We start from the raw sequence: 20736 nt of genomic DNA on the forward strand, positions 1-20736 counted from the left end.
GCTTGAAGGCTGCGTATTCTAGGGCCTGTTCATTCTATTTGCATCCGTGGGAATCCGGTTCGCCAGAGGCGGTCATATCAGGGATAATGGCGCGCGCTCACAAACCCGGTTTTGGACGTATCGATGTATCGATTGTTGTTGTGTCTGGTGATGGTACTGCTGGCGGCGACGCCGGCCTGGGCGGCGGAGGCCGGCCAGGTGTCGGTGCCCCTGCAAGGGGACCAGCCGCGCGGCGACGAGGCCCGGCAGGCGGCGCTGCGCCAGGGGCTGGAAACGGTCATCACGCGGCTCACCGGTCGCGACCGGGTGGCGGAGCTGCCGGGCGTGGCCGAGGCGCTGGCCGACCCGCGGCGCTGGCTGTCCCGCTATTCCTACGAGGCCGGCGAGCCGCCGCGCCTGAGCGCGCTGTTCGACGATCGCGCCCTGACCCGCTATCTGGCCGACCACGGTGCCCCGGTTTGGGGCGGCAGCCAGCCGCCGGTGCTGGTGTGGCTGGTCACCGAGGGCACCGGACGCGGCGACCTGGTCACCGGTGGCGACCCTCTGGCCCGGCGCCTCGAGCAGGTGGCGGAGCGCCGTGGTCTGTCGCTGGTGCTGCCGGAAGGCGACCAGCGTGACCGGGACACGGTCACCGTGGCCGATGTGCGCGGCCGCTTCGATGGGCCGGTGCTGCAGGCCTCGCGCCGCTACGACACCGCCTGGGTGGCCACCGCGGTACTCTACGACGGCGCCGCTTCCACCCTTAACTGGCGGTTGTTGCACGACGGCGAGGCGGTGGCCGGCGAGCGTGCCCGCGCCGATGGCACCGACGCCGCCCTGGACGATTTCATTGCCGCGCTGTCCGATCAGATGGCCGAACGCTACGCGGTGGGCGGCGATGAACCGGAATCCACGGCGCCGGACACTGCCGGCGGCGATATCCTGCTGCGCGACGACCGGGTGATCACCGTGCGCGGCGTCGATACCCTCGGCGCCTGGCATCGTCTTTACCAGGAACTGGCCGACCTGGGCCCGGTGCGCAAGGTGGCCCTGCGCGTGGTCAGCGATGATCGGGTGCAGTTCGAGCTGGCGTTCTCCGGCGACCGCGCCGAGCTGGCGCGTCTGGTCGCCAGCCTGGACGCGGTGCGTGATTGCGGTGATCCGACCGCGCCGCCACTGACCTACTGCCTGCGATGAGTCAATTGCCCCTGGCCCTGGAACTGCGCGAGGGCCACGCGCTGGATAACTTCCATGCCGGCCCCAACGGCGCCGCTCTGGCCACGGTGCGTGCCGCCGCCGAGGGCGAGGAGCGCCAGGCGTTCATCTGGGGCGCCGCCGGGCAGGGCCGCAGCCACCTGCTGGAGGGCGCCGTGCGCCGTGCCCAGGAGTTGGGCCGCCATGCCTGCCTGCTGCCCGCCGCCGAGTTGTTGCCGCTGGTGCCGGACGTGCTGGAGTCCATGGAACAGTTCGATCTGCTGGCGGTGGACGACGTGGACCGCTTCGCCGGCGAGGCGGCCTGGGAAGAAGCCTTGTTTCACCTCTACAACCGCATGATGGCGCGCGGTGGCGCGCTGCTGTTCAGCGCCACGGCGGCGCCCGGGGCGCTGGGCTGGCTGTTGCCGGACCTGGCCACGCGCCTGGCGGCGGGCCCGGTGTTCCGCCTTCAGCCCATGGAGGAGGAGGATCTGGCCGGCCTGCTGGCCGAGCGCGCCCGGGAACGGGGGCTGAAGCTGGGGCCGGAGGTGGCGCGCTTCATGGTGATGCGCAGCGAGCGTTCACCGGCGCTGCTGCTGGAGCGGCTGGCCACCCTGGACCGTACCGCCCTGGCCCGGCAGCGGGCCCCCACCATTCCGTTCGTCAAGGACGTGTTTGGCTGGTAGCGCCGGTGTCCTTCGGCGTGGCGCCATGGCGCCGTCCGGGTTTCAACCAGCGCCGACGCAGGCCCTCCCAGACCAGCGCGCCGACCACCATGCTCAGCAGCATCAGTACCAGCTTGGGCAGCGCCGCCACGGTCCAGAACAGCAGGTCGATGGAGGTGGGCTCCAGGTTCTGGGCGACCACGATCAACACCAGGATCAGCAGTAGAATCTGCAGCGCTCCCAGCGGGTGGCGCCGCAGCCAGCGGCCGCCGCCCTTGGCGGCGCGGCCCAGTTTCGAGCCCGGGCGAGGGCTGTCGTAGGGATCCGGTTCCATGACTTGGCTCCTTGCGGTTTCCCCCCAATCTTTCACAGTATCGGTTCATCAACAAGGGAGGCGAGCAGCGTCTATGGATATCAGTTCCGGATGGGATCTGGTGGTGCTGGGCAGTGGCCCGGCCGGCGAGGCCGCCGCCATGCAGGCGGCCAAGGGCGGGTTGCGGGTGGCGGTGATCGACAAGGGCGATCAGATTGGCGGCAACTGCACTCACTGGGGCACGATTCCCTCCAAGGCCCTGCGCCACCAGGTGCGCCAGGTGATCCGCTCGCAGCGCAATCCGTTGCTGCGTGGTTTGATCAACCCGCGTCAGGTGCGCTGGCAGGATCTGATCAAGCGTTCCGGTGAAGTGGTGGATTCCCAGGTGCAGGTGCGCGGCGACTTTTATATCCGCAACCGGGTCAAGGTGTTCGCCGGTCGTGGCGTGATCCAGGCGCCCGACCAGGTGCGCGTGGACGACGACGCCGGCCGCCAGTGGCTGCTGCAAACCCGCAATATCATCATCGCCACCGGCTCGCGGCCATATCATCCGGAGGACGTGGATTTCGACCATCCTCGGGTGTACGACTCCGACACCATCCTGCGCATGAACCACACGCCCCGGCACATCATCATCTACGGCGCCGGCGTGATTGGTTGCGAATACGCTTGCCTGTTCACCGGCCTGGGCATGCGCGTGGATCTGGTCAACAGCCGTGAGCACCTGCTCGATTTCCTGGATACCGAAATCTCCGACGCGCTCAGTTATCATCTGCGCGAGCAGGGCGCCACCATTCGCCACAGCGAACACTACACCCGGGTGGTCGCCGACGACGAAGGCGTTACCCTGGAGCTGGAATCCGGAAAGAGGCTGCGCGCGGATGCGTTGCTGTGGAGCAATGGCCGCTCCGGCAACACCCAGAACATCGGCCTGGAAAACATCGGCTTGCAGGCCAATGGCCGTGGCCAGCTTGCGGTGGACGAACGCTACCAAACCGAGGTGGAAGGGGTGTACGCGGTGGGCGACGTGGTGGGGTGGCCGTCGCTGGCCAGTGCCTCCTACGACCAGGGGCGTTTTTGCGCCGCCGGCATTGTCGACGGCGGCCCGGTCAAGCAGGTCACCGATGTGCCCACCGGCATTTACACTATTCCCGGGATCAGTTCCGTGGGGCGCACCGAACAGGAACTCACCGAGGCCAAGGTGCCCTATGAAGTAGGCCAGGCGTTTTTCAAAAGCCTGGCCCGGGCGCAGATCACCGGTGAGCGGGTCGGCATGCTGAAGATCCTGTTTCACCGCGATACCCTGGCGGTGCTCGGCATCCATTGCTTCGGGTACCAGGCGATGGAGATCGTGCACGTGGGGCAGGCGGTGATGCGCCAGCCGCCGCCCAACAACACCATCAACTATTTCATCGACACCACCTTCAACTACCCGACCATGGCCGAGGCGTACCGGGTGGCGGCGATCAATGGCATGAACCGGGTCAAACGTTAGAGGTCGTTGCGGCGATCGCTTACCGCTGGGCGCGGCTGCGCTCGTAGAAGAACTCCCGGTTCTTCTGGCTGGCGTCGCCGGTCTTGCGCAGCAGCGCCAGGGTGACGCCGGCGCCGCCCTGGTTGGCCGGCGCACTATGGAAGGCAAGCACCTGATCGAATTCTTCCAGCCAGTGCAGCACATAGCTCTTGAGCAGTGCCGGGCGCTCGCTGTGCTGGCCCTTGCCGTGGTTGATCAGAACGGTACGCAGACCGTTTTGCTGGGCCTCGCGGATAAACAGATAGACCTGATCGCGGGCCGCCGCCAGCCGTACCCGGTGCAGATCCAGCCGCGCCTGGGGTTCGTACTTGCCCAGCCGCAGCTTGCGGTACACGCCTTCCTGCACGCCGTTCTTCTTCAGTCCGACGATGTCGTAAGGGTCCGCCTGGGGCACCTGCTCGGGCAGTGAAAGGGGATTGGGGTCGCGGTTGGGCCGGGCGCTGGCGGAAGCCCGCCGCAGGCGCTGCGCCAGGGTCGGCTCGCGGCGACGGCCGGGGTGTATCCGGTCGTCTTCCTTGAGAGGCGCCACGCCGGTCATCTCACGTTGGAACAGGTCGTCGTCATAGTCGCCCATGGCTCGTCGCCTCCTACACGCCCTCAAGGAAACACTCATACTAGGGCCTGACAGCCCGCAATGCCATGCGTGATAGCGTGAAGGGCGGATGGCAAATGGCGGCAAAAGCCAACCGCGGAGCAGCACGCTGCCCCGTCGGCGGGCCGGGCCGGGGGGGAGGATCAGTGCGTCGGGCGCGGCACGCGGACCCGACCCGTGGGGGCGTCGTCCGCGTCGTCGAGCTGGTGGCGCTGTTTCTTGGCGTCCCGTTTACGGCGTTCCTTGCTGACGACCCGTTTGTGCTCTTCTTCCCACTCGCGGGCGTCGTAGTCATCAAAGTGGCGACGACTCATCGTTCACTACTCTTAAAGCTGGGTTAGGGTGGGATGATTCCCACCCTTATATAGCACTGAATTCCGGCACGGAGAAGGTGCCGGCTTAACAAAAAACGCTTTCCCGTCGTTGGTCAGCGACCGTAGCGTTGCTCCAGGTAGGCGAGAATGCGTTCCGACTCGAACAGCTCCTCGCCGCTGTTCGGGTCGATCAGGTAGGGCACCGCCACCCGACCGGCCCGGGCCATCAATTCCTGGCGGTGGCGCTGGGTGGGCAGGTACTCCATGTCCAGGGCGTTGCGCACCGGCGGCAGTACCCAGTCCTGCCACTGATCGCGACCGCATTGGCGCACCAGATAGGGGATCTGCATCTCGCACAGGCGCTCGCGCACCAGCCGCGCGAATGGGCTGCCCTCGAAGGAATACAGAATCAGCGCCTGCTCGGGCACCTCCGCGTCGCGGGCCCGCAGGCCGTGCCCGGCACGCGGCACGGAGGCCGCCATGGAGGCGGCGGTGCGTGCCCGCAGCCGCCAGCCCGTGGGGGCCGGACGGTTGCCGTATTCACGGTACAGGTAGTCGATGATGTCGGCGGACTCGTACAGCGCCACGCCGGTGTTGGGGTCCATCAGGTAGGGGAAAAGCTGCTTGCCGCCCAGTTTCTCCACCAGCGGCCGGTAGCGGTCGCCGCCTTTGGGGCAGGGGTAGGTGAGCACGTCCAGATCCAGGTCGGTGAGCGCCTCGCGCACCAGCCGGCAGAACGGACAGCCTTCCATATCATAGAGTTCCAGCGGCTCCGCCGGCTGGTGGGCGGCGCCGTGGGTGGCGATGCCCCGGCCCTGCTGGGCCAGGGTGGAGGCCAGGGAACGGGCCACGTCCAGGGAATGCATGGGAGTCTCCTGTTACGGTTTGGTGGTTACCCTGGGGCCGCGCCAGGCCGCTTGCAATGGCCGTTGCGCCGGGGGATCGCGACTGAAGCGGAGTGCCGCCAGTCGCTCCTACGGGTTTTATGCGCGCTGCCTACGGGTTCCATGCACGCTGTAGGAGCGGCTTCAGCCGCGATCCGCGATGCGCTGGCCGTTCCGCTCAGGGCCGCTGAGCACTCCTGTCATTGCCGCCGCCCCGGCCCTGGGGCACCCTGGCGGTCTGCTTTTCACCGACGCCGGTGCCGCCGGGCCCCGCCCGCGCCGCGCCGGTTACTGCCCAAGGCGAGAGGAAAGGTTACATGACCGAAGCCTATATCTATGACGCTATCCGTACCCCGCGGGGTCGCGGCAAGAGCGATGGTTCCCTGCACACCGTCAAGCCCCTGGATCTGGTGGTGGGCCTGATCGACGAAGTGCGCCACCGCTTCCCCGATATGGACGTGAACCGTATCGACGACGTGCTGCTCGGCGTGGTCACGCCGGTCGGCGACCAGGGCGCCTGCATCGCCAAGACCGCCGCCCTGGCCGCCGGCTTGCCGGACACCGTGGCCGGCTACCAGCTCAACCGGTTTTGCGCCTCCGGCCTGGAAGCGGTTAACACCGGCGCCCAGAAAGTGGCGTCCGGCTGGGACGACCTGATCCTGGCCGGCGGCGTGGAAGCCATGAGCCGGGTTCCCATGGGCTCCGACGGCGGCGCCTGGGCCATGGACCCGATCACCAACTACAACACCGGCTTCGTGCCACAGGGCATCGGCGCCGATCTGATCGCCACCCTGGAAGGTTTCTCGCGCCGGGACGTGGACGAGTTCGCCGCCGAATCCCAGGCCCGCGCCGCCAATGCCTGGGAAAAAGGCTACTTCCAGCGTTCCGTGGTGCCGGTCAAGGACCGCAACGGCATGATGGTGCTGGAAAAGGACGAACACATCCGCCCCGGCACCAGTGCCGACAAGCTCGGTGAACTGAATCCCTCCTTCGCGGTGATGGGCGAGATGGGCGGCTTTGACGCCGTGGCCCTGCAGAAGTATCACCAGGTGGAAAAGATCAACCACGTGCACACCGGCGGTAACTCCTCCGGCATCGTCGACGGCGCCGCCCTGGTGGTGCTGGGCAATGAACAGGTGGGCAAGGACTACGGCATGACGCCGCGCGGTCGCATCGTCGCCACCGCCATCAGCGGCGCCGATTCCACCATCATGCTCACCGGCCCGGCCCCGGCCTGCCGCAAGGTGCTCAAGAAAGCCGGCATGACCGTGGAGCAGATTGATCTGGTGGAAATCAACGAAGCGTTCGCCTCCGTGGCCATGCGTTTCATGAAGGACATGGGCCTCAGCCACGACAAGGTCAACGTCAACGGCGGCGCCATCGCCATGGGCCATCCGCTGGGCGCCACCGGCGCCATGATCCTGGGCACCGCGCTGGACGAGCTGGAACGCCGCGACAAGAAATTCGCCCTGTGCACCCTGTGCGTGGGCGGCGGCATGGGCATCGCCACCATCATCGAGCGTCTGTAACGGACCCAACGGAGAGAGACCATGAGCGATAAAGACAGCACGATCCGCTGGGAACAGGACGCGGACAACATCGTCACCCTGATCCTGGACGATCCCCAGCAATCCGCGAACACCATGAACGAGCGCTACATGCGTTCCATGGAAGAAATGGTAAGCCGGCTGGAAAAAGAGAAGGACAACATCGCCGGGGTGATCATCACCTCCGCCAAGAGCACCTTCTTCGCCGGTGGCGACCTGCGTGATCTGGCCAAGGTCACCAAGGAAAACGCGCCGGAATTCGCCAAGGGCGTGGAAGCCGGCAAGGCGCAGCTGCGCCGCCTGGAAACCCTGGGCAAACCGGTGGTGGCGGCGCTTAACGGCACCGCCCTGGGCGGTGGCCTGGAAATCGCGCTGGCCTGCCATCACCGGGTGGCGCTGAACAATCCGAAGGCGCAGTTCGGTTTTCCGGAAGTGACTCTGGGCCTGTTGCCCGGCGCCGGCGGCGTGGTGCGCACGGTGCGCATGCTGGGTATCCAGAACGCGCTGATGCAGGTGCTGATGCAGGGCCAGCGGCTGAAGGTGGAAAAAGCCAAAGCCGTGGGCATCATCGATGACATCGCCGACAGCGAAGACGCGATGCTGGCCAAGGCCCGGGAATGGATCAAGGCCAACCCGAAAGCCAAACAACCCTGGGACGAAAAAGGCTACAAGATCCCCGGCGGCACCCCCAGCACCCCGGCGTTCGCCCAGAACCTGCCGGCGTTCCCGGCCAACCTGCGCAAGCAGCTCAAGGGCGCCAACTACCCGGCGCCGCGCAACATCATGGCCGCCGCCGTGGAAGGCGCCCAGGTGGGCTTCGACGATGCGCTCACCATTGAAGGCCGTTACTTCGTGGAACTGGCGCGCAGCCAGGTGGCGAAGAACATGATCAACGCCTTCTTCTTCAACCTGCAGGCCATTAACGCCGGCGCCAGCCGTCCCAAGGACGTGCCCAAGTACAAAGCCGAAAAAGTGGCGGTGCTGGGCGCCGGCATGATGGGCGCGGGCATCGCCTATGTCACCGCCCGCTCCGGCGCCCGGGTGGTGCTCAAGGACGTTTCCATGGAGAACGCGGAGAAGGGCAAGGCCTACTCCGAGAAGCTGCTCGACAAGGAAGTGTCCAAGGGCAAGATGAGCAAGGAGAAGAAAGAAGAAATTCTCGCGCGCATCACCCCGGCCGCCGACGCCAAGGATCTGGAAGGCGTGGACTTCGTGATCGAGGCGGTGTTCGAGAACACCGAGCTCAAGCACAAGGTGTTCCAGGAAATCGAGGACGTGGTCAACGCGGACGCGGTGCTCGGCTCCAACACCTCCACGCTGCCGATCACCGGCCTCGCCGAGGGCGTGAAAAAGCAGGATAACTTTATCGGTATCCACTTCTTCAGCCCGGTGGACAAGATGCCGCTGGTGGAAATCATCCGTGGCAAGAACACCAGCGACGAAGTGCTGGCCAAGGTGTTCGACTACACCCTGCAGATCAAGAAGACCCCTATCGTGGTGCACGATTCCCGGGGCTTCTTCACCAGCCGCGTGATCGGCACCTTTATCAACGAGGCCATCGCCATGGTCGGCGAAGGGCAGAACGCCAACTCCATCGAACAGGCGGCCACCCAGGCCGGCTACCCGGTGGGCGCGCTCAAGCTGATCGACGAGATCAACATGAAGCTGTCCCTGAAGATCGCCGGCGAGTACAAGCAGGCCGCCGAGCAGTCTGGCGGTGAAGCCCGGCAACACCCGGCCCTGGCGGTGATGGAGAAGATGGTCAACGAGCTGGATCGCCCGGGCAAGCTGGACGGCAAGGGCTTCTACGAGTATCCGGAAGGCGGCAAGGCCCACCTGTGGCCCGGTTTGAAAGAGCAGTTCCCGGCCCGGGACCCGATCCCGTTCCAGGACATGCAGGAGCGCATGATGTTCGCCGAGGCCATTGAGACGGTGAAGTGCTTCGAGGAAGGAGTGATCGATTCGGTGGGCGACACCAACATCGGTTCCATCTTCGGCATTGGCTTCCCAGCCTGGACCGGCGGCGTGGTGCAGTACATGAACCAGTACGACGGTGGCCTGCGCGGCTTCGTGGCTCGCGCCCAGGAACTGGCCAACACCTACGGCGAGCGCTTCACGCCGCCGAAACTGCTGGTGGAAAAAGCGGAAAAAGGCGACATCTTCAAATAACAACAACGCCGCTTTCCGCGACCCGAAAGCCCCGCCGCAAGGCGGGGTTTTTTATGTGCTGGCGTCGCCGCCTGTCGCTCCATTGCCGTCTGTTGGTCCATTGTAGGAGCGGCTTCAGCCGCGATGCGCGCGCGAGGATATCACCACCGCTTTTTTCGCGACTGAAGTCGCTCCTAGCGCGCCGCCAAGGCCCTTCAGGCGATACCGGCCAGGTATTGCTCGCGCAGGGGCAGCCGCGCCGCCTCGATGTGGTCCACCAGATGTTCCGCGTCCTCGGCGATGGCATAGATGCGCCCCGAGCCCCAGGTGTGCAGCCACGGCAGACCCAGGAAATACAGGCCCGGGCTGGCGGTGACGCCACGCCGGTGTTTCGGGTAGCCGCTGGCGTCGAAGGCCGGGGCGTCGATCCAGGAAAAGTCCGGGGCGTAGCCGATGCACCAGATCACGGCGGCGATGCCCTCCGCGTCCAGGTCCAGTCCTCGCTCCAGGTCCCGGGGCGGTTCCCAAAGCGGTTCATAGGGCGCTTCCAGCGGTGCGTCGATGCCCTGCCGGGCGATGTATTCGTCGATGCTGTTCTTGATGCGGGCGTTGGTGGCATCGGCCTGGTCCAGGTTCTTGGTCAGGTCATCGCCGAAGTGGGCCTGGCCGGATTCAACATTCTCCAGCCGGCCATGCAGGCGCATGCCCTCCAGGGCAAAGCGGCGCAGATCGATATCACGACCGCCGTCGCGACCAGTGACATAGTGGTTGGCCTTGGCGCGCACCTGGTCCTCGGTGAGGTGTTCCTGCACCGGAATCCGGTAGTGGCCCATGTCATCGAGCCAGTCCACCACGTCGCGGCCACGGTAGAAACGCGATACGCGGGGCGCCGGTCCCACCGCCAGGTGCACCCGACGACCGGCCAGGTGCAGGTCCTCGGCGATCTGGCAGCCGGACTGGCCGGTGCCCACCACCAGCACCGCGCCCTCCGGCAGGGTCGCCGGGTTGCGGTAGGCGGAGGCATCCACCTGTTTGATCCGTGCCGGCAGCCGGCGGGCGTAATCCGGCACCTTGGGCTGGTGGTAGCTGCTGACCGCCATCACCACCTGGTCGGCGGTGAGCGGGCCCCGGTCGGTGTCCAGGCGGTAGCCGCCCACCGGCAGGGCACGCACCGCCTGCACGGTAATGCCCTCGATCAGGGGCGGTTCGAAGGAAGCACGGAAGCGTTCCATCCAGGCGACGATTTCTTCCTTGACCATGAAACCGTGGGGATCGTCGCCGTCATAGGGGTGATCCGGCAGTCGGCACTGCCAGTTCGGCGTGACCAGGCAGAAGCTGTCCCAGCGTTGCGCCTTCCAGGCGTGGAAGGCTTGCTCCTTTTCCAGCACCAGGTGTTCGATGCGCCGTTGCTGGAGCAGGTAACTGGTGGACAGGCCGGCCTGGCCGCCGCCCACCACGATCACCGGGTAATGGCGTTGGGCGAAGGTCATGAGGATTCCTTGTTGGTCATGGACGGGTCGGTGGACGAAGGGGCGAGCGTGGCGGCGCCTACCCGGGTCACGGTGACGCGGGCGTCGGCCTGTCCGGCGAATTGCCGGCCCCTGGTTTCCAGGGCCAGTAACTGGCTGTCGGCGCTGGTGCAGCGGAAACCGTACTTTTGCTCCACCCGGTCGCCGGCCAGGGTCAGGGCGTCCCGGCTCAGGGTCAGGAATTCCGCCAGCGGATAACTCTCGCCGGCGCGCAGAAAATCGTGGATCACGGTGGACGGGGAGTAACAACTCTGTTCGCTGTGATCCGGCCAGCGCACGTTGAAATGCACTTCAGGCATAGTGGCCTCCTTGATGACGGGCTGGGGAAGAAGGGGGGAAGGGGCGCCCCAGGTACGGGGTTTCGTGGTGGTTCCAGAACGGCAACCGCTGGTCACCCAGGGTCAGGGTGAGATGGCCGCCGGAGGTGACCCGGCCCGCGTCGGCCACGGCCAGCTGGCGGCGCCGGAAACGCCGTGTCACCTCGGCCACCCGGTCCGGTGCCACCGCCAGCACGAAGCCATAGCTGGGGAAGGTGCGCAGCCAGCGTTCCAGCGGCACCCCCGGTGGCCGGGGCAGGGCATCCAGGCTCAGCTCCGCGCCTACCCCGGAGGCTTCCAGCAGCATCAGGGCGGTGCCCACCGGCCCGGCCATGGAGATGTCCTTGCCGGCCTGGCACAGGCCGTCCTCGGCCAGCCCCGGCAGGATCGCCAGGTCATCGCGCAGGCGTGCCCCGGGAGCGTCGCTGCTGGCATCCCAATTGTCGCCCACGGCCCGGTAGCGCCCGCGCAGGTCGCAGGCCACCAGCAGGGTATCGCCGGGGCGGGCATCGAAACTGGTGAGCAGGGCCCGGGCGCGGCCCAGGATCGCCACCGACAGTTGCGGCCGGTCGCAATGGGCGTTGCTGTGGCCGCCCACCAGGGGGACGCCGTATTTGCCCGCCGCTTCGCGCAGCCCGGCCAGGATCGCCGCGCTCTGATCGTCGCCCCGGCTCCACAGTGCGTCGGTGACCGCCAGGGCGCGACCGCCCATGGCGGCGATGTCGCTGACGTTCACCATGACGCCACAGTAGCCGGCGAAGAACGGCTCGGTGGCCACGAATTCGTTGACGAAGCCTTCCATGGCCATCAGCAGAAAGCCGTCGCCGTCGGCCAGGGCGGCGGCGTCATCGCCCAGCGGCAGGTGGCCGCTGTCGAGGCCGGCGAGGCCCGCCATCACCGGTCGGATATCGCCCTTGTGGGCGAACGCCGGGGCGTCGCGTAGCGCGCTGATCAGCGCCTCCAGCTCCATGCGGACCTCCCTAGGATGCCTGCCGGCTGGTGGCCAGCAGTGGCAGCCGACCGTCCGGCAGCGGCGGGTAGTGGGACAGGCGCGCGCGCATCAGCACGTGATCGCGACCGTGCAGGGCCAGGGGCCGAAGGCTGTCCCAGTGGAGGGCGCGGAACAGGGGTTCGTTGACGGCCTGCACCTGGGCGAAGAACGCCTCGCAACCGCGCGCCCGGGCGCTGCCCACCGCCAGCCGGATCAGGGCGCTGCCCAGATGGGCATCTCGCCGGTAACCACGCGCCACCGCCAGCCGGGAGCCATACCAGATACCGGGCCGGTCGCTGTGGATGCGCACCGTGCCGACCACCTCGTCCGGGCCGCCGGCCACATAGGCCAGCGCCACGATGGTCAGGGCGCGACGGTCCAGCGGATCACCATCATCGCCGTCGAACAGGCCCTGCTCGTGGCAGAACACCCGGCGACGCAGGTCACGGGCGGCCTGGTATTCCCAGGCCTCGGAGGTGAGCTTCACCGCGTACTCGCGGCTGCGGAACGGGGTCACCGGCTCCAGGATCATGAGGCTTGCTCCACGTCCTCGAAGGCGGACAGCGACGAGCAGGCGCCGCAGCGGCCACAGCCGGCCTTGATGTCCGCCGAGCGCAGGCCGCCGCCGCGCAGCAGCGCGCCCAGCGGCTCCAGAATACGGCGCATATGCACCGCCGAGGGCGAAGGGTGATGTTCCAGCGGGGTGCCGGAAATCGGCACGAACGGCACCACGAACGGGTATACGCCCAGCGCCACCAGCCGCCGGCACAGGGCGAGGGTGTCTTCCACCGTGTCGCCCAGGCCGGCCAGCAGATAGGTGCTTACCTGGCCGCGCCCGAACACGTCCACGGCGTCGGCGAACGCCTCCAGGTACTGGTCCACGCTGATCGACGCCTTGCTCGGCATGATCCTCTCGCGCAGGGCCGGGGTGGCGATTTCCAGGTGCATGCCCAGGCTTTCGATGCCGCTGTCGCGCAGCCGCCGGAACCAGGCGCGGTCGTCCGGCGGCTCGCACTGGCCCTGGATCGGCAGGTTCACGGCGGCGCGCACGGCGCGGGCGCTGTCGCACAGCACCCGGGCACCGCGATCCTGCAGATTCGGGGTGCCGGTGGTCATCACCATGTGTTTGACGCCGTCCAGTTCCACCGCCGCTTTCGCCACCTCGGCCAGTTGCGCCGGCGTTTTGTGGGCGATGGTGCGGCCCTCGTCCAGGGACTGGCCGATGGCGCAGAACTGACAGGACACCTTGCGGTTGTTGTAACGGATGCAGGTCTGCAACACGGTGGTGGCGAGCACGTCCTTGCCGTGCAGGGTGGCGATGTGGGAGTAGGGTACGCCGTCGGCGGTGCTCAGATCGTAGAAACGCGGCCGGTCGGTGAACGCCATGCGCGCGATCTCCTCGCCGCCCCGGGTGACCCGGCGGCCGTCCAGTTCATAGGGGGAGTCGCCGGCGCCGGCGGTGTGCACCGGAATCATCACCACCTTGCCGCCGATTTCCACCGCCTTGTGGTCGGAGGGGCCGGCGCCGCCACGCCGGCTGGGGGCGCCGGCGGCCGGATCGCTCAGCCGCACGCCCCGGGTCTGCAGCTCATTGATGAGCCGCTGATTGAAGCGGGTACTCTTGCTGCTCATGCTCATCGCTCCCGATGGAGGCCCCGGCGGCGTCGCCGCGCGGGCCGTGAAGGTCGTGCAAATCGTTCAGGTCATGAACGGGGGCCGCCGGACGGCGGTCGATCAGCAGACTCAGTAATTCCGGGCGGGCGTAATGCCCCACGGAATCCATCATCCGCTTGCGCTTGAGAATCAGGGCCATGTCCAGGTCCGCCACGCACAGCCCCTCGCCCTCGGTGACCGGCTCGCCCAGCACCTTGCCCTCCGGCGACACGATCATCGTCATGCAACCGCCGCGCAGGGCCTTTTGTTGGGCCGGGTCGTCGGTGATGGCGCTGATCTGGTGGTCCTCCAGCCAGCCGGTGGCGTTGACCACGAAGCAGCCGGACTCGGCGGCGTGATGGCGCATGGCCGCCTCGATCTGATCGGCGAACACCGGCCCCACCATGGAGCCGGGAAACTGGGCGCAGTGGATTTCCTCGTGCTGGGTCATCAGCGCGTAGCGGGCCAGCGGGTTGTAATGCTCCCAGCAGGCCAGCGCGCCAATCCGGCCCACGGCGCTGTCCACCACTTGCAGGCCACTGGCGTCGCCCTGACCCCAGATCATGCGTTCGTGGTAGGTGGGGGTGATCTTGCGACGTTTGAGCAACAGCCGACCGTCGCCGTCCAACACCACCTGGGTGTTGTAGAGCGTGCCCCGGTCCCGTTCGTTGACGCCCAGCACCACCACCATGCCGTGGTGGCGGGCGCGCTCGGCGACCCGGTCGATCTCCCGGCCCGGCACCGTCACCGCCCGCTGGTACAGGGCGAGATGGTCCGGGCCGGAGAGCGCCGGGGGGCGCACGAACGAGAAGTAGGGGTAGTAGGGCACCAGGGTTTCGGGGAAAACGAGCAATTGCACACCCTGTTCGGCGGCGTCGTCGATCCACTCGCGGACCTTGTCCAGGGTGCCGCCGGCGGTCTCCAGATCCGGCGCGATTTGCGCCGCCGCCGCCCGTACCATCCTTGCCTCGCTCATGGCGCCCTCCTTACAGGGTCCAGGTGTCGAGGATGAAGGCGTTGTCCCGGCGGTGCAGCAGCACCAGGTCGAGCACGTCCAGAGGATTGATTGGTGTTATCCCCTCAATCAATGATGGCTCGCCATGGCCGTAAAGAGCCTGCAACGCGAACCGGCAGGCATACACCTTGCCGCCTTCGCCCATGAATTTGGTGAGCTGGTTGTTGACCGCCAGATGGCCCGGGAAGGCCTCGTCGCCCAGGGTCGGGAAACCCCGCTGCAAGCCCAGGGTGACACCGGGGCCGTACAGCAGCACCGAGGTATCAAACCCCTTGCGCAGCAGGCGCGTCGCCTGAAGCATGTTGACCAGGCCAATGGAGCCTTCGAACGCCACGGTATGGAAGGTTACCAGCGCCTTCTCGCCGGGTTCCGCCTTGACGTCCTCGAACACCTTCTCTTCGTAGTCGACGAAGAAATCGCCTTTTTGATGCGCTGCTTTTTCTACGGTGGGCATAGCCGCCTCCCTCTGCGTATGTCGTATGTCGCGCACCGGCGCGGGGCGCCGGCGCATGGCCCGGGATCGGGCACTCAAACAACTGCAATCAAGATGCCAATCAAGTATTAAATTGATTGATTGGTTTGGGCTGTTGTGGCCCAATGGGCGGCGTTTGGCCGGGGTATGCGGACGGCGCCTCGGGCCGGCGACCAATCAAAGCGGTACGCGGCGCCGGACATCCCCCGGCGCCGGTGAACAACCCTGGTGCAGAGCATGACCATCGATAGTGCGAAAAAGGACGGCTGGCGGCCGCAACTCAAAACCGGCGGCAAGGCGGTCTACCTGCGCATCGCCGACGCCATCGGCGACGATATCCTGGCCGGTCGGCTTACCGTGGGTGAACGACTGCCGCCGCTGCGTGACCTGGCGGCGGCGCTTAACCTCAACTACGCCACCGTGTCGCGGGCCTACAACGAGGCCCAGCGGCGCGGGTTGATCTACTCGCGGGTGGGGCAGGGGTCCTTTGTCTGCCAGCCGGGCCGGCTCAGCCGGCGTAGCGCCAGCGCCGCCCGCGCCGTGGACATGACCATGAATCTGCCGCCGGAGCCTCGCGACCCGCTGCTGCGAGAGCGCATGGAAGCGGGCCTGCGAGCCCTGGGGCCGGATCTGCAGCCGCTGATGCGTTACCAGGAGTTCGGTGGGTCCGCCGAGGACCGGGACGCGGCGGTGGCCTGGCTGCAACGCCGGCCCCTGCGCGTCAGCGAGGACCGGGTGCTGGTGTGCCCGGGGGTGCAGAGCGCGCTGCTGGCGGTGCTCGGCAGCCTGGCGCGGCCCGGCGACGTGGTGCTGTGCGAGTCCCTGACCTATCCGGGTCTGCGCGCCATCGCCGGCCAGCTCGGCATCCGCCTGGTGGGGTTGCCGCTGGATGACGACGGTTTCGACCCGGACGCGCTGGCGCGGTTGTGCGCCGAACACCACCCCAAGGCGCTGTACTGCAACCCGGTGCTGCTCAACCCGGCGGCGGTGACGCTCAGCGAGGAACGCCGCCACCGGGTGGCGCAGATCGCCCGCAAGCACAACCTGCCGATCATCGAGGACGACGCCTATGGTTTGCTGCCCAGCCACCGACCGCCGGCCCTGGCCAGCCTGGTGCCGGAGCTGACCTACTATCTGTGCGGATTCAGTAAATCCCTGGGGGCCGGGCTGCGCGTGGCCTACCTGGCGTTGCCCTCGGCCCGGGTGCGGTCCCGGCTCACGGTGACCCTGCGTGCCACCACCGTGATGGCCTCGCCGATCACCGCCGCGCTGGCCTCCTGCTGGGTGCAGGACGGCACCGCCGATCTGGCGCTGTCGCTGACCCGCCAGGAATCCCAGGCCCGCCAGGCGCTGGTCACCGAGATTCTCGCCGGCGCCGATTACCGCTCTCATCCGGAGGCGTTCCATGTGTGGTTGAAGATGCCCGAGGCCTGGAGCCGGGTGGCGTTCGCCGCCCGGCTGCGCGCCCAGAACATCAACGTGGTGGTCAGCGACGCCTTCGCCGTCAATGGCAAGCCGCCGGAGGCGGTGCGCCTGTGCCTGGGCGGTCCCGCCAGCCGTCAGGACCTGGCCCAGGCCCTGCATCTGATCGCCGACGCTCTGGAACAGCCGGGCGCCGCCAGCGCCGGCTTTTTTTGAGCGAAACCCCGGGGCGGGGCCGTGGTGGCTTCTGATTATTTGCACAAAGCGGGCGCATTTCTTGCGCGTTGAGCCGGCAGGGTGGTGGTACGTACCCAACGGAGACACCGTCATGAACGCACGCACCCGCAACCTTCTTATTCTGTGCCTGAGCCTGGGCAGCCTGACCACCGCCTGGGCCGGCCCGCGCCCGGGGGATGAGCCCGACCACCGTGGCAACGCGGCCCCCGAGCATCACCAGGCCGCCCCGGAAGCACGACCGGCCCCCGCCGCCTCCAAACGGGACCCCGCCGGCTGGCACCAGGGGGATCGGTTGCCGGAGGCCTACCGGGGTGATCGCCACGTCGTCGATGACTGGCGCCACCACGATCTGCCGGCGCCCGGCAAGGATCGCCGCTGGATCAAGGTGGACAATGATTTCGTGCTGATCGCCATCACCACCGGGGTGATCGTATCGGTGATCGGCGTCCACTAAGTGGGCTGATCAATGGCCGGCGCCAGAATTTCACCATTCCGGTGAGGAAAATCCGCGAGCTGTTCGTCTTTAGTGGTAGGGCCCGGGTTTAACCCGGGCTCGTTTCATGGATAACCACGAGGAACAGCCGATGACCACGCTTGCCGACCCCGCCCAAGCGGACCGCACTCTGTCCGCCCGCCTCAAGCAGGAAACCCACGCCATCCACGACGCGCTGGACAGCCGCATCAGCGCCCTGTCGCCGTTCCTGGACCGCGCGCACTACGCCCGTTTCCTGCGCGTACAGCTGCGTTTCCAGACCGCCACCGCGCCGCTCTATGAGCGCGATGATCTGCAGCAACGGTTCCCGGGGCTGCTGGAGCGCAGCCGGGTGGATCTGATCGAGGCGGATTGCCGTGATCTGGGCATCGCCGAGGCCGACATCGAGGCGGACCGCGCCGCCGGTCGGGCGGCGGCCATCGAAGACGGCGACGCCGTGATCGGCTGGCTGTACACCAACGAGGGCTCCAATCTGGGGGCCGCCTTTCTGTTCAAGCGCGCCCAGCAGGAGCTGGATCTGAGCGCCGACTTCGGCGCCCGTCATCTGGCCGGCCATCCGGACGGTCGCGGCCTGCACTGGAAGCGTTTCAAGGCCCAGCTTGATGAGCTGGGGCTGGGCGACGCCGGGCAGGACCAGGCGGTGCGCGGCGCCCGGGCCGCGTTCGCGTTCGTGCGCGAATCCGTGGAAGCGGTAATGGCATGAGGGATGGCATGCGAGTTCTGATTGGGCTGCTGGCACTGTGCATGGCGGTGGCCGGCCAGGCCCAGCAGCGTCTGGTGGTGGCCGGCGGTGAATTGACCGAGATCGTCTACGCGCTGGATGCCGGCGAGCGGCTGGTGGCGGTGGACTCCACCAGCAATTACCCGGCGGCGGCGCGGCAACTGCCCAAGCTGGGCTATGTGCGGGCGCTGCCGGTGGAGGGCACCCTGGCCCTGAGGCCGGATCTGGTGCTGCTGTCCGGGGAGGCCGGCCCGCCGCCGGCGGTGGCTCAGTTGAAGCAGGCCACGGAAGTACGCGTGATCGATCCGGAGTGGAGCCCGACCGGGCTGCTGGCCCGGGTCGAGCAGGTCGCCGAGGCGCTGGATCTGCAAGAGCGCGGCGAGCAACTGAACGCCGAGCTGCGCGAGCGCTTCGCGACCCTGGATGAACGGCTGCCGCTGGCGGACCCGCCGCGCACCCTGCTGGTGTTGTCCGCTGGCCGCCACGGCGTGCAGGTGGCGGGCAAGGGCACCCAGGGCCAGGCCCTGCTGGATGCCCTGGGTCTGCCCAATGTGGCGGAAGGGGAGGGCTACAAGCCACTCAACGCGGAAGCGGTGCTGGCCGCGGACCCGCAGTTGATCATCATCGCCGAGACCCGCCCCGGCAGCTTCCAGCCGGAACAGTTGCCCTTGCTGGAAAGCACGGATGCCGGTGCCCATGGCCGGGTGCTGGTGGCCGATGGCATGCGCCTGCTGGGCTTCGGCCCGCGCCTGCCGGACGCCATGGAAGAAGTCCTGGAGGTGGTCACCGGTGAGGGAGGCTGAGCCCCGGCGCTGGCCGGTGGCGCCGACCCTTGGCGCGCTCGCCGCGCTGCTGGCGTTGGGCATGGTCATCGCCGCCCTGGCCGGCCCGCTGTCGGTGGCGCCGGCGACCCTGTGGCAGGGGCTCTGGGGCGCCGGTGATGAGCCCGGCTACCGGGTGGTGCGCGATCTGCGCCTGCCTCGCATCATCATGGCCACTCTGGTGGGAGCAGCGTTGGCGTCCACCGGCGCGGCCCTTCAGGGGCTGTTCCGCAACCCCCTCGCCGACCCCGGCCTGATCGGTATTTCCGCCGGCGCCGCCCTCGGCGCCGTGGCGGTGATCGTGCTCGGCGGTGGCGCCCTGGGCCACCAGGCGATCCCGCTGGCCGCCTTCACCGGTGCCCTGGTGACCACCTTCCTGATGTGGCGCATCGCTTCCCGGGGCGGCGAGACCCGTGTCGCCCTGTTGCTGCTGGCGGGCATCGCCATCGGCGCCATCGCCATGGCGCTGACCGGCGTGCTCACCTTCCTGGCCGATGACAACGAACTGCGCACCCTGACGTTCTGGGCCATGGGCAGCTTGGCGCACAGTCGCTGGTCCGACGTCGCCCTGGTGGCGCCCTGGCTGCTGGCCGGCATCGTCCTGATGCCGTTGCTGGCGCGACCGCTCAATGGCTTGATGCTGGGTGAGCAGGCGGCGCTGCACCTGGGCCATACGGTACCGCGAGCAAAGCGCGCGGTAATGGTGTTGGGGGCGGTGTCGGTGGGCGCGGCGGTGGCCGCCGCCGGGCAGATCAGCTTCGTCGGCCTGGTGGCGCCACACCTGGTGCGCTTGTTGATCGGCGTCGATCACCGTTGGCTGATCCCCGGTGCCGGGGTGCTCGGCGCCTTGCTCACGGTGTTCGCCGATACCCTGGCGCGCACCCTGGTGGCACCGGCGGAATTGCCCATCGGCCTGGTGATGGCGTTGCTGGGCGGTCCTTTCTTCCTGGTGCTGCTGCTGCGCCGCAACGGAGTCTGAGCGATGACCGATACGCTCCTGAACGTGGCCGGCGTGACCGTGCGCGCCGGTGATCGTGCGCTGCTCTCGGAGGTGAGCTTCCAGGCCCGCGCCGGCGAGCGCCTGGCCCTGCTGGGCCCCAACGGCGCCGGCAAGTCCACCCTGATGCGAGCCCTGGCCGGCGATCTTACCCCGGACGCCGGCGCCGTGACCCTGCACGGCAGGCCGCTGCCGGACTGGCCGCTGTCGGAACTGGCGCGGCGCCGCTCGGTGATGTTGCAACAAACGCCGGTGGGGTTTCCGGTGCGCGCCGATGAAGTGGTGGCCCTGGGCCTGCCCGGGCGCCGCCACGGCAACGCCAACGACCCGCTGGTGGCACACCTGCTGGACCGCTTCGGCGTCGCCCACCTGCGTGGGCGGGCCTATCCGTCGCTATCCGGTGGCGAGCAGCAACGGGTGCATCTGGCCCGCGTGCTGGCGCAGATCTGGGAAACCCCGGGGCCGCGCCTGCTGCTGCTGGACGAAAGCACCTCGGCGCTGGACCCGGCCCAGCAGTACCGGGTGCTGGAAACCCTGGCGGCGCTGGCCGAGCAGGGCGACTATCTGATCGTGCTGGTGTGCCACGACCTGACCCTGGCCAATGCCTTCGCCTCGCGGGTGTTGATGCTGGACCGGGGCCGCCTGCTGGCGGACGACGCACCGGCCCGGGTGCTCACCCCGGAGCGGCTGGCCGCTGTCTATGGCCTGCGCAGTCGCTGGCTCGATCACCCGGATGGACCGGTGTTGCACGTGGAGGGCGCTCTGCCCCCTGGTTGACCCCCACGCCGCTCCCTCGACCAGTCGAGGAGGTGTCGCGCCGGCGCCCGTCTGGGTTTCGGTGGGGCCGTGCGGTACTATCCGGCCCGTTGACCCGGCCGCGGTGGGGCAAGCCGGGCCA

Annotated in this window: 22 protein-coding genes; 11 read left to right on the plus strand and 11 right to left on the minus strand. The window is 67.8% G+C overall.

Going from position 1 to position 20736, the window contains the following annotated elements; genetic code table 11:
* The first annotated feature begins 123 nt into the window (after nt 1-123).
* Nucleotides 124-1176 carry a DUF2066 domain-containing protein gene (locus ACLD02_RS14105; RefSeq protein ID WP_410298995.1) on the plus strand — a complete coding sequence of 351 codons (1053 nt, stop codon included), beginning with the start codon at nt 124-126 and terminating at the stop codon, nt 1174-1176.
* Nucleotides 1173-1859 (plus strand): DnaA regulatory inactivator Hda, encoded by a 687-nt coding sequence (hda, locus tag ACLD02_RS14110; protein WP_410298996.1) that lies wholly within the window; start codon nt 1173-1175, stop codon nt 1857-1859. Before ACLD02_RS14105 ends, hda begins: the two co-directional genes overlap by 4 nt.
* Here the strand turns inward: hda and ACLD02_RS14115 are convergent.
* Nucleotides 1837-2172, minus strand: coding sequence for a hypothetical protein (locus ACLD02_RS14115; protein ID WP_410298997.1), 336 nt, complete (start codon nt 2170-2172; stop codon nt 1837-1839). The genes hda and ACLD02_RS14115 overlap by 23 nt on opposite strands.
* Nucleotides 2173-2245: 73 nt before the next feature.
* Here ACLD02_RS14115 and sthA point away from each other — a divergent pair, with 73 nt between their 5' ends.
* Complete coding sequence (sthA, locus tag ACLD02_RS14120) at nt 2246-3646, plus strand: Si-specific NAD(P)(+) transhydrogenase (RefSeq protein WP_203100112.1); 1401 nt, start codon at nt 2246-2248, stop codon at nt 3644-3646.
* Between the two features lie 19 nt (nt 3647-3665).
* On the opposite strand, the gene smrA is transcribed toward sthA, so the two are convergent.
* The 3 genes from smrA to ACLD02_RS14135 all read right to left on the minus strand — a co-directional run bounded on the left by smrA (nt 3666) and on the right by ACLD02_RS14135 (nt 5457).
* A complete protein-coding gene (gene smrA / locus ACLD02_RS14125) occupies nt 3666-4259 on the minus strand; it encodes a DNA endonuclease SmrA (RefSeq protein WP_203100110.1) in 594 nt (197 codons plus the stop codon).
* A 161-nt stretch (nt 4260-4420) separates the two neighbouring features.
* Nucleotides 4421-4591, minus strand: coding sequence for a hypothetical protein (locus ACLD02_RS14130; RefSeq protein ID WP_203100108.1), 171 nt, complete (start codon nt 4589-4591; stop codon nt 4421-4423).
* 113 nt (nt 4592-4704) lie between these two features.
* Nucleotides 4705-5457 (minus strand): glutathione S-transferase N-terminal domain-containing protein, encoded by a 753-nt coding sequence (locus tag ACLD02_RS14135; RefSeq protein WP_410298998.1) that lies wholly within the window; start codon nt 5455-5457, stop codon nt 4705-4707.
* 335 nt (nt 5458-5792) lie between these two features.
* Between ACLD02_RS14135 and ACLD02_RS14140 the strand changes: the two genes are divergently transcribed.
* The gene (locus ACLD02_RS14140; protein WP_203100104.1) at nt 5793-7004 is read left to right on the plus strand and encodes an acetyl-CoA C-acetyltransferase; all 1212 of its coding nucleotides are present in this window, start codon (nt 5793-5795) and stop codon (nt 7002-7004) included.
* A gap of 21 nt (nt 7005-7025) precedes the next feature.
* A complete protein-coding gene (locus ACLD02_RS14145) occupies nt 7026-9191 on the plus strand; it encodes a 3-hydroxyacyl-CoA dehydrogenase NAD-binding domain-containing protein (protein ID WP_410298999.1) in 2166 nt (721 codons plus the stop codon).
* Between the two features lie 194 nt (nt 9192-9385).
* Here the strand turns inward: ACLD02_RS14145 and ACLD02_RS14150 are convergent, their stop codons facing one another.
* Genes ACLD02_RS14150 through ACLD02_RS14180 form a run of 7 tightly spaced genes read right to left on the minus strand, consistent with a single transcriptional unit; the run spans nt 9386 to nt 15129 of the window.
* Entirely contained in the window at nt 9386-10660 is a 1275-nt protein-coding gene (locus tag ACLD02_RS14150) for an MSMEG_0569 family flavin-dependent oxidoreductase (protein WP_410299000.1), read from the minus strand.
* Nucleotides 10657-10998: an MSMEG_0570 family nitrogen starvation response protein gene (locus ACLD02_RS14155; RefSeq protein ID WP_410299001.1), complete on the minus strand. Its 342-nt coding sequence runs from the start codon at nt 10996-10998 to the stop codon at nt 10657-10659. The genes ACLD02_RS14150 and ACLD02_RS14155 overlap by 4 nt, the downstream gene beginning before the upstream one ends.
* Nucleotides 10991-11986: a sll0787 family AIR synthase-like protein gene (locus tag ACLD02_RS14160; RefSeq protein WP_410299002.1), complete on the minus strand. Its 996-nt coding sequence runs from the start codon at nt 11984-11986 to the stop codon at nt 10991-10993. The genes ACLD02_RS14155 and ACLD02_RS14160 overlap by 8 nt, the downstream gene beginning before the upstream one ends.
* 10 nt (nt 11987-11996) lie before the next feature.
* Nucleotides 11997-12539, minus strand: coding sequence for an MSMEG_0567/Sll0786 family nitrogen starvation N-acetyltransferase (locus ACLD02_RS14165; protein WP_203100094.1), 543 nt, complete (start codon nt 12537-12539; stop codon nt 11997-11999).
* Complete coding sequence (locus ACLD02_RS14170) at nt 12536-13639, minus strand: MSMEG_0568 family radical SAM protein (protein WP_410299003.1); 1104 nt, start codon at nt 13637-13639, stop codon at nt 12536-12538. The genes ACLD02_RS14165 and ACLD02_RS14170 overlap by 4 nt, the downstream gene beginning before the upstream one ends.
* Nucleotides 13596-14636, minus strand: a complete 1041-nt coding sequence (locus ACLD02_RS14175) for a Nit6803 family nitrilase (protein WP_410299005.1) — start codon at nt 14634-14636, stop codon at nt 13596-13598. The genes ACLD02_RS14170 and ACLD02_RS14175 overlap by 44 nt, the downstream gene beginning before the upstream one ends.
* 10 nt (nt 14637-14646) lie before the next feature.
* Nucleotides 14647-15129 (minus strand): MSMEG_0572/Sll0783 family nitrogen starvation response protein, encoded by a 483-nt coding sequence (locus ACLD02_RS14180; protein ID WP_203100088.1) that lies wholly within the window; start codon nt 15127-15129, stop codon nt 14647-14649.
* 255 nt (nt 15130-15384) lie between these two features.
* Between ACLD02_RS14180 and ACLD02_RS14185 the strand changes: the two genes are divergently transcribed.
* From ACLD02_RS14185 to ACLD02_RS14210, 6 genes are all read left to right on the plus strand, one after another.
* Nucleotides 15385-16785, plus strand: a complete 1401-nt coding sequence (locus ACLD02_RS14185; protein WP_410299006.1) for a PLP-dependent aminotransferase family protein — start codon at nt 15385-15387, stop codon at nt 16783-16785.
* Nucleotides 16786-16897: 112 nt separating this feature from the next.
* Complete coding sequence (locus tag ACLD02_RS14190) at nt 16898-17260, plus strand: RcnB family protein (RefSeq protein WP_410299007.1); 363 nt, start codon at nt 16898-16900, stop codon at nt 17258-17260.
* Nucleotides 17261-17390: 130 nt separating this feature from the next.
* Nucleotides 17391-18002, plus strand: coding sequence for a biliverdin-producing heme oxygenase (locus ACLD02_RS14195; RefSeq protein ID WP_203100085.1), 612 nt, complete (start codon nt 17391-17393; stop codon nt 18000-18002).
* Nucleotides 18003-18010: 8 nt separating this feature from the next.
* A complete protein-coding gene (locus ACLD02_RS14200; protein WP_410299008.1) occupies nt 18011-18823 on the plus strand; it encodes a hemin ABC transporter substrate-binding protein in 813 nt (270 codons plus the stop codon).
* On the plus strand, nt 18810-19820 hold the full coding sequence (locus ACLD02_RS14205) for a FecCD family ABC transporter permease (protein WP_410299009.1): 1011 nt from the start codon (nt 18810-18812) through the stop codon (nt 19818-19820). The genes ACLD02_RS14200 and ACLD02_RS14205 overlap by 14 nt, the downstream gene beginning before the upstream one ends.
* Before the next feature lie 3 nt (nt 19821-19823).
* A complete protein-coding gene (locus tag ACLD02_RS14210; RefSeq protein WP_410299010.1) occupies nt 19824-20615 on the plus strand; it encodes a heme ABC transporter ATP-binding protein in 792 nt (263 codons plus the stop codon).
* The last annotated feature ends 121 nt before the right edge of the window (nt 20616-20736 follow it).

It is taken from the genome of Alloalcanivorax sp. C16-2 (genome assembly GCF_046507615.1).
Lineage (GTDB): Bacteria > Pseudomonadota > Gammaproteobacteria > Pseudomonadales > Alcanivoracaceae > Alloalcanivorax > Alloalcanivorax marinus_A.

Excerpts from the sequence above, each read along its gene's own strand:
- ACLD02_RS14105 (WP_410298995.1), top strand. The coding sequence starts at position 124 with ATGTATCGATTGTTGTTGTGTCTGGTGATGGTACTGCTGGCGGCGACG.
- hda (WP_410298996.1), top strand. The coding sequence starts at position 1,173 with ATGAGTCAATTGCCCCTGGCCCTGGAACTGCGCGAGGGCCACGCGCTG.
- ACLD02_RS14115 (WP_410298997.1), bottom strand. The coding sequence starts at position 2,172 with ATGGAACCGGATCCCTACGACAGCCCTCGCCCGGGCTCGAAACTGGGC.
- sthA (WP_203100112.1), top strand. The coding sequence starts at position 2,246 with ATGGATATCAGTTCCGGATGGGATCTGGTGGTGCTGGGCAGTGGCCCG.
- smrA (WP_203100110.1), bottom strand. The coding sequence starts at position 4,259 with ATGGGCGACTATGACGACGACCTGTTCCAACGTGAGATGACCGGCGTG.
- ACLD02_RS14130 (WP_203100108.1), bottom strand. The coding sequence starts at position 4,591 with ATGAGTCGTCGCCACTTTGATGACTACGACGCCCGCGAGTGGGAAGAA.
- ACLD02_RS14135 (WP_410298998.1), bottom strand. The coding sequence starts at position 5,457 with ATGCATTCCCTGGACGTGGCCCGTTCCCTGGCCTCCACCCTGGCCCAG.
- ACLD02_RS14140 (WP_203100104.1), top strand. The coding sequence starts at position 5,793 with ATGACCGAAGCCTATATCTATGACGCTATCCGTACCCCGCGGGGTCGC.
- ACLD02_RS14145 (WP_410298999.1), top strand. The coding sequence starts at position 7,026 with ATGAGCGATAAAGACAGCACGATCCGCTGGGAACAGGACGCGGACAAC.
- ACLD02_RS14150 (WP_410299000.1), bottom strand. The coding sequence starts at position 10,660 with ATGACCTTCGCCCAACGCCATTACCCGGTGATCGTGGTGGGCGGCGGC.
- ACLD02_RS14155 (WP_410299001.1), bottom strand. The coding sequence starts at position 10,998 with ATGCCTGAAGTGCATTTCAACGTGCGCTGGCCGGATCACAGCGAACAG.
- ACLD02_RS14160 (WP_410299002.1), bottom strand. The coding sequence starts at position 11,986 with ATGGAGCTGGAGGCGCTGATCAGCGCGCTACGCGACGCCCCGGCGTTC.
- ACLD02_RS14165 (WP_203100094.1), bottom strand. The coding sequence starts at position 12,539 with ATGATCCTGGAGCCGGTGACCCCGTTCCGCAGCCGCGAGTACGCGGTG.
- ACLD02_RS14170 (WP_410299003.1), bottom strand. The coding sequence starts at position 13,639 with ATGAGCAGCAAGAGTACCCGCTTCAATCAGCGGCTCATCAATGAGCTG.
- ACLD02_RS14175 (WP_410299005.1), bottom strand. The coding sequence starts at position 14,636 with ATGAGCGAGGCAAGGATGGTACGGGCGGCGGCGGCGCAAATCGCGCCG.
- ACLD02_RS14180 (WP_203100088.1), bottom strand. The coding sequence starts at position 15,129 with ATGCCCACCGTAGAAAAAGCAGCGCATCAAAAAGGCGATTTCTTCGTC.
- ACLD02_RS14185 (WP_410299006.1), top strand. The coding sequence starts at position 15,385 with ATGACCATCGATAGTGCGAAAAAGGACGGCTGGCGGCCGCAACTCAAA.
- ACLD02_RS14190 (WP_410299007.1), top strand. The coding sequence starts at position 16,898 with ATGAACGCACGCACCCGCAACCTTCTTATTCTGTGCCTGAGCCTGGGC.
- ACLD02_RS14195 (WP_203100085.1), top strand. The coding sequence starts at position 17,391 with ATGACCACGCTTGCCGACCCCGCCCAAGCGGACCGCACTCTGTCCGCC.
- ACLD02_RS14200 (WP_410299008.1), top strand. The coding sequence starts at position 18,011 with ATGCGAGTTCTGATTGGGCTGCTGGCACTGTGCATGGCGGTGGCCGGC.
- ACLD02_RS14210 (WP_410299010.1), top strand. The coding sequence starts at position 19,824 with ATGACCGATACGCTCCTGAACGTGGCCGGCGTGACCGTGCGCGCCGGT.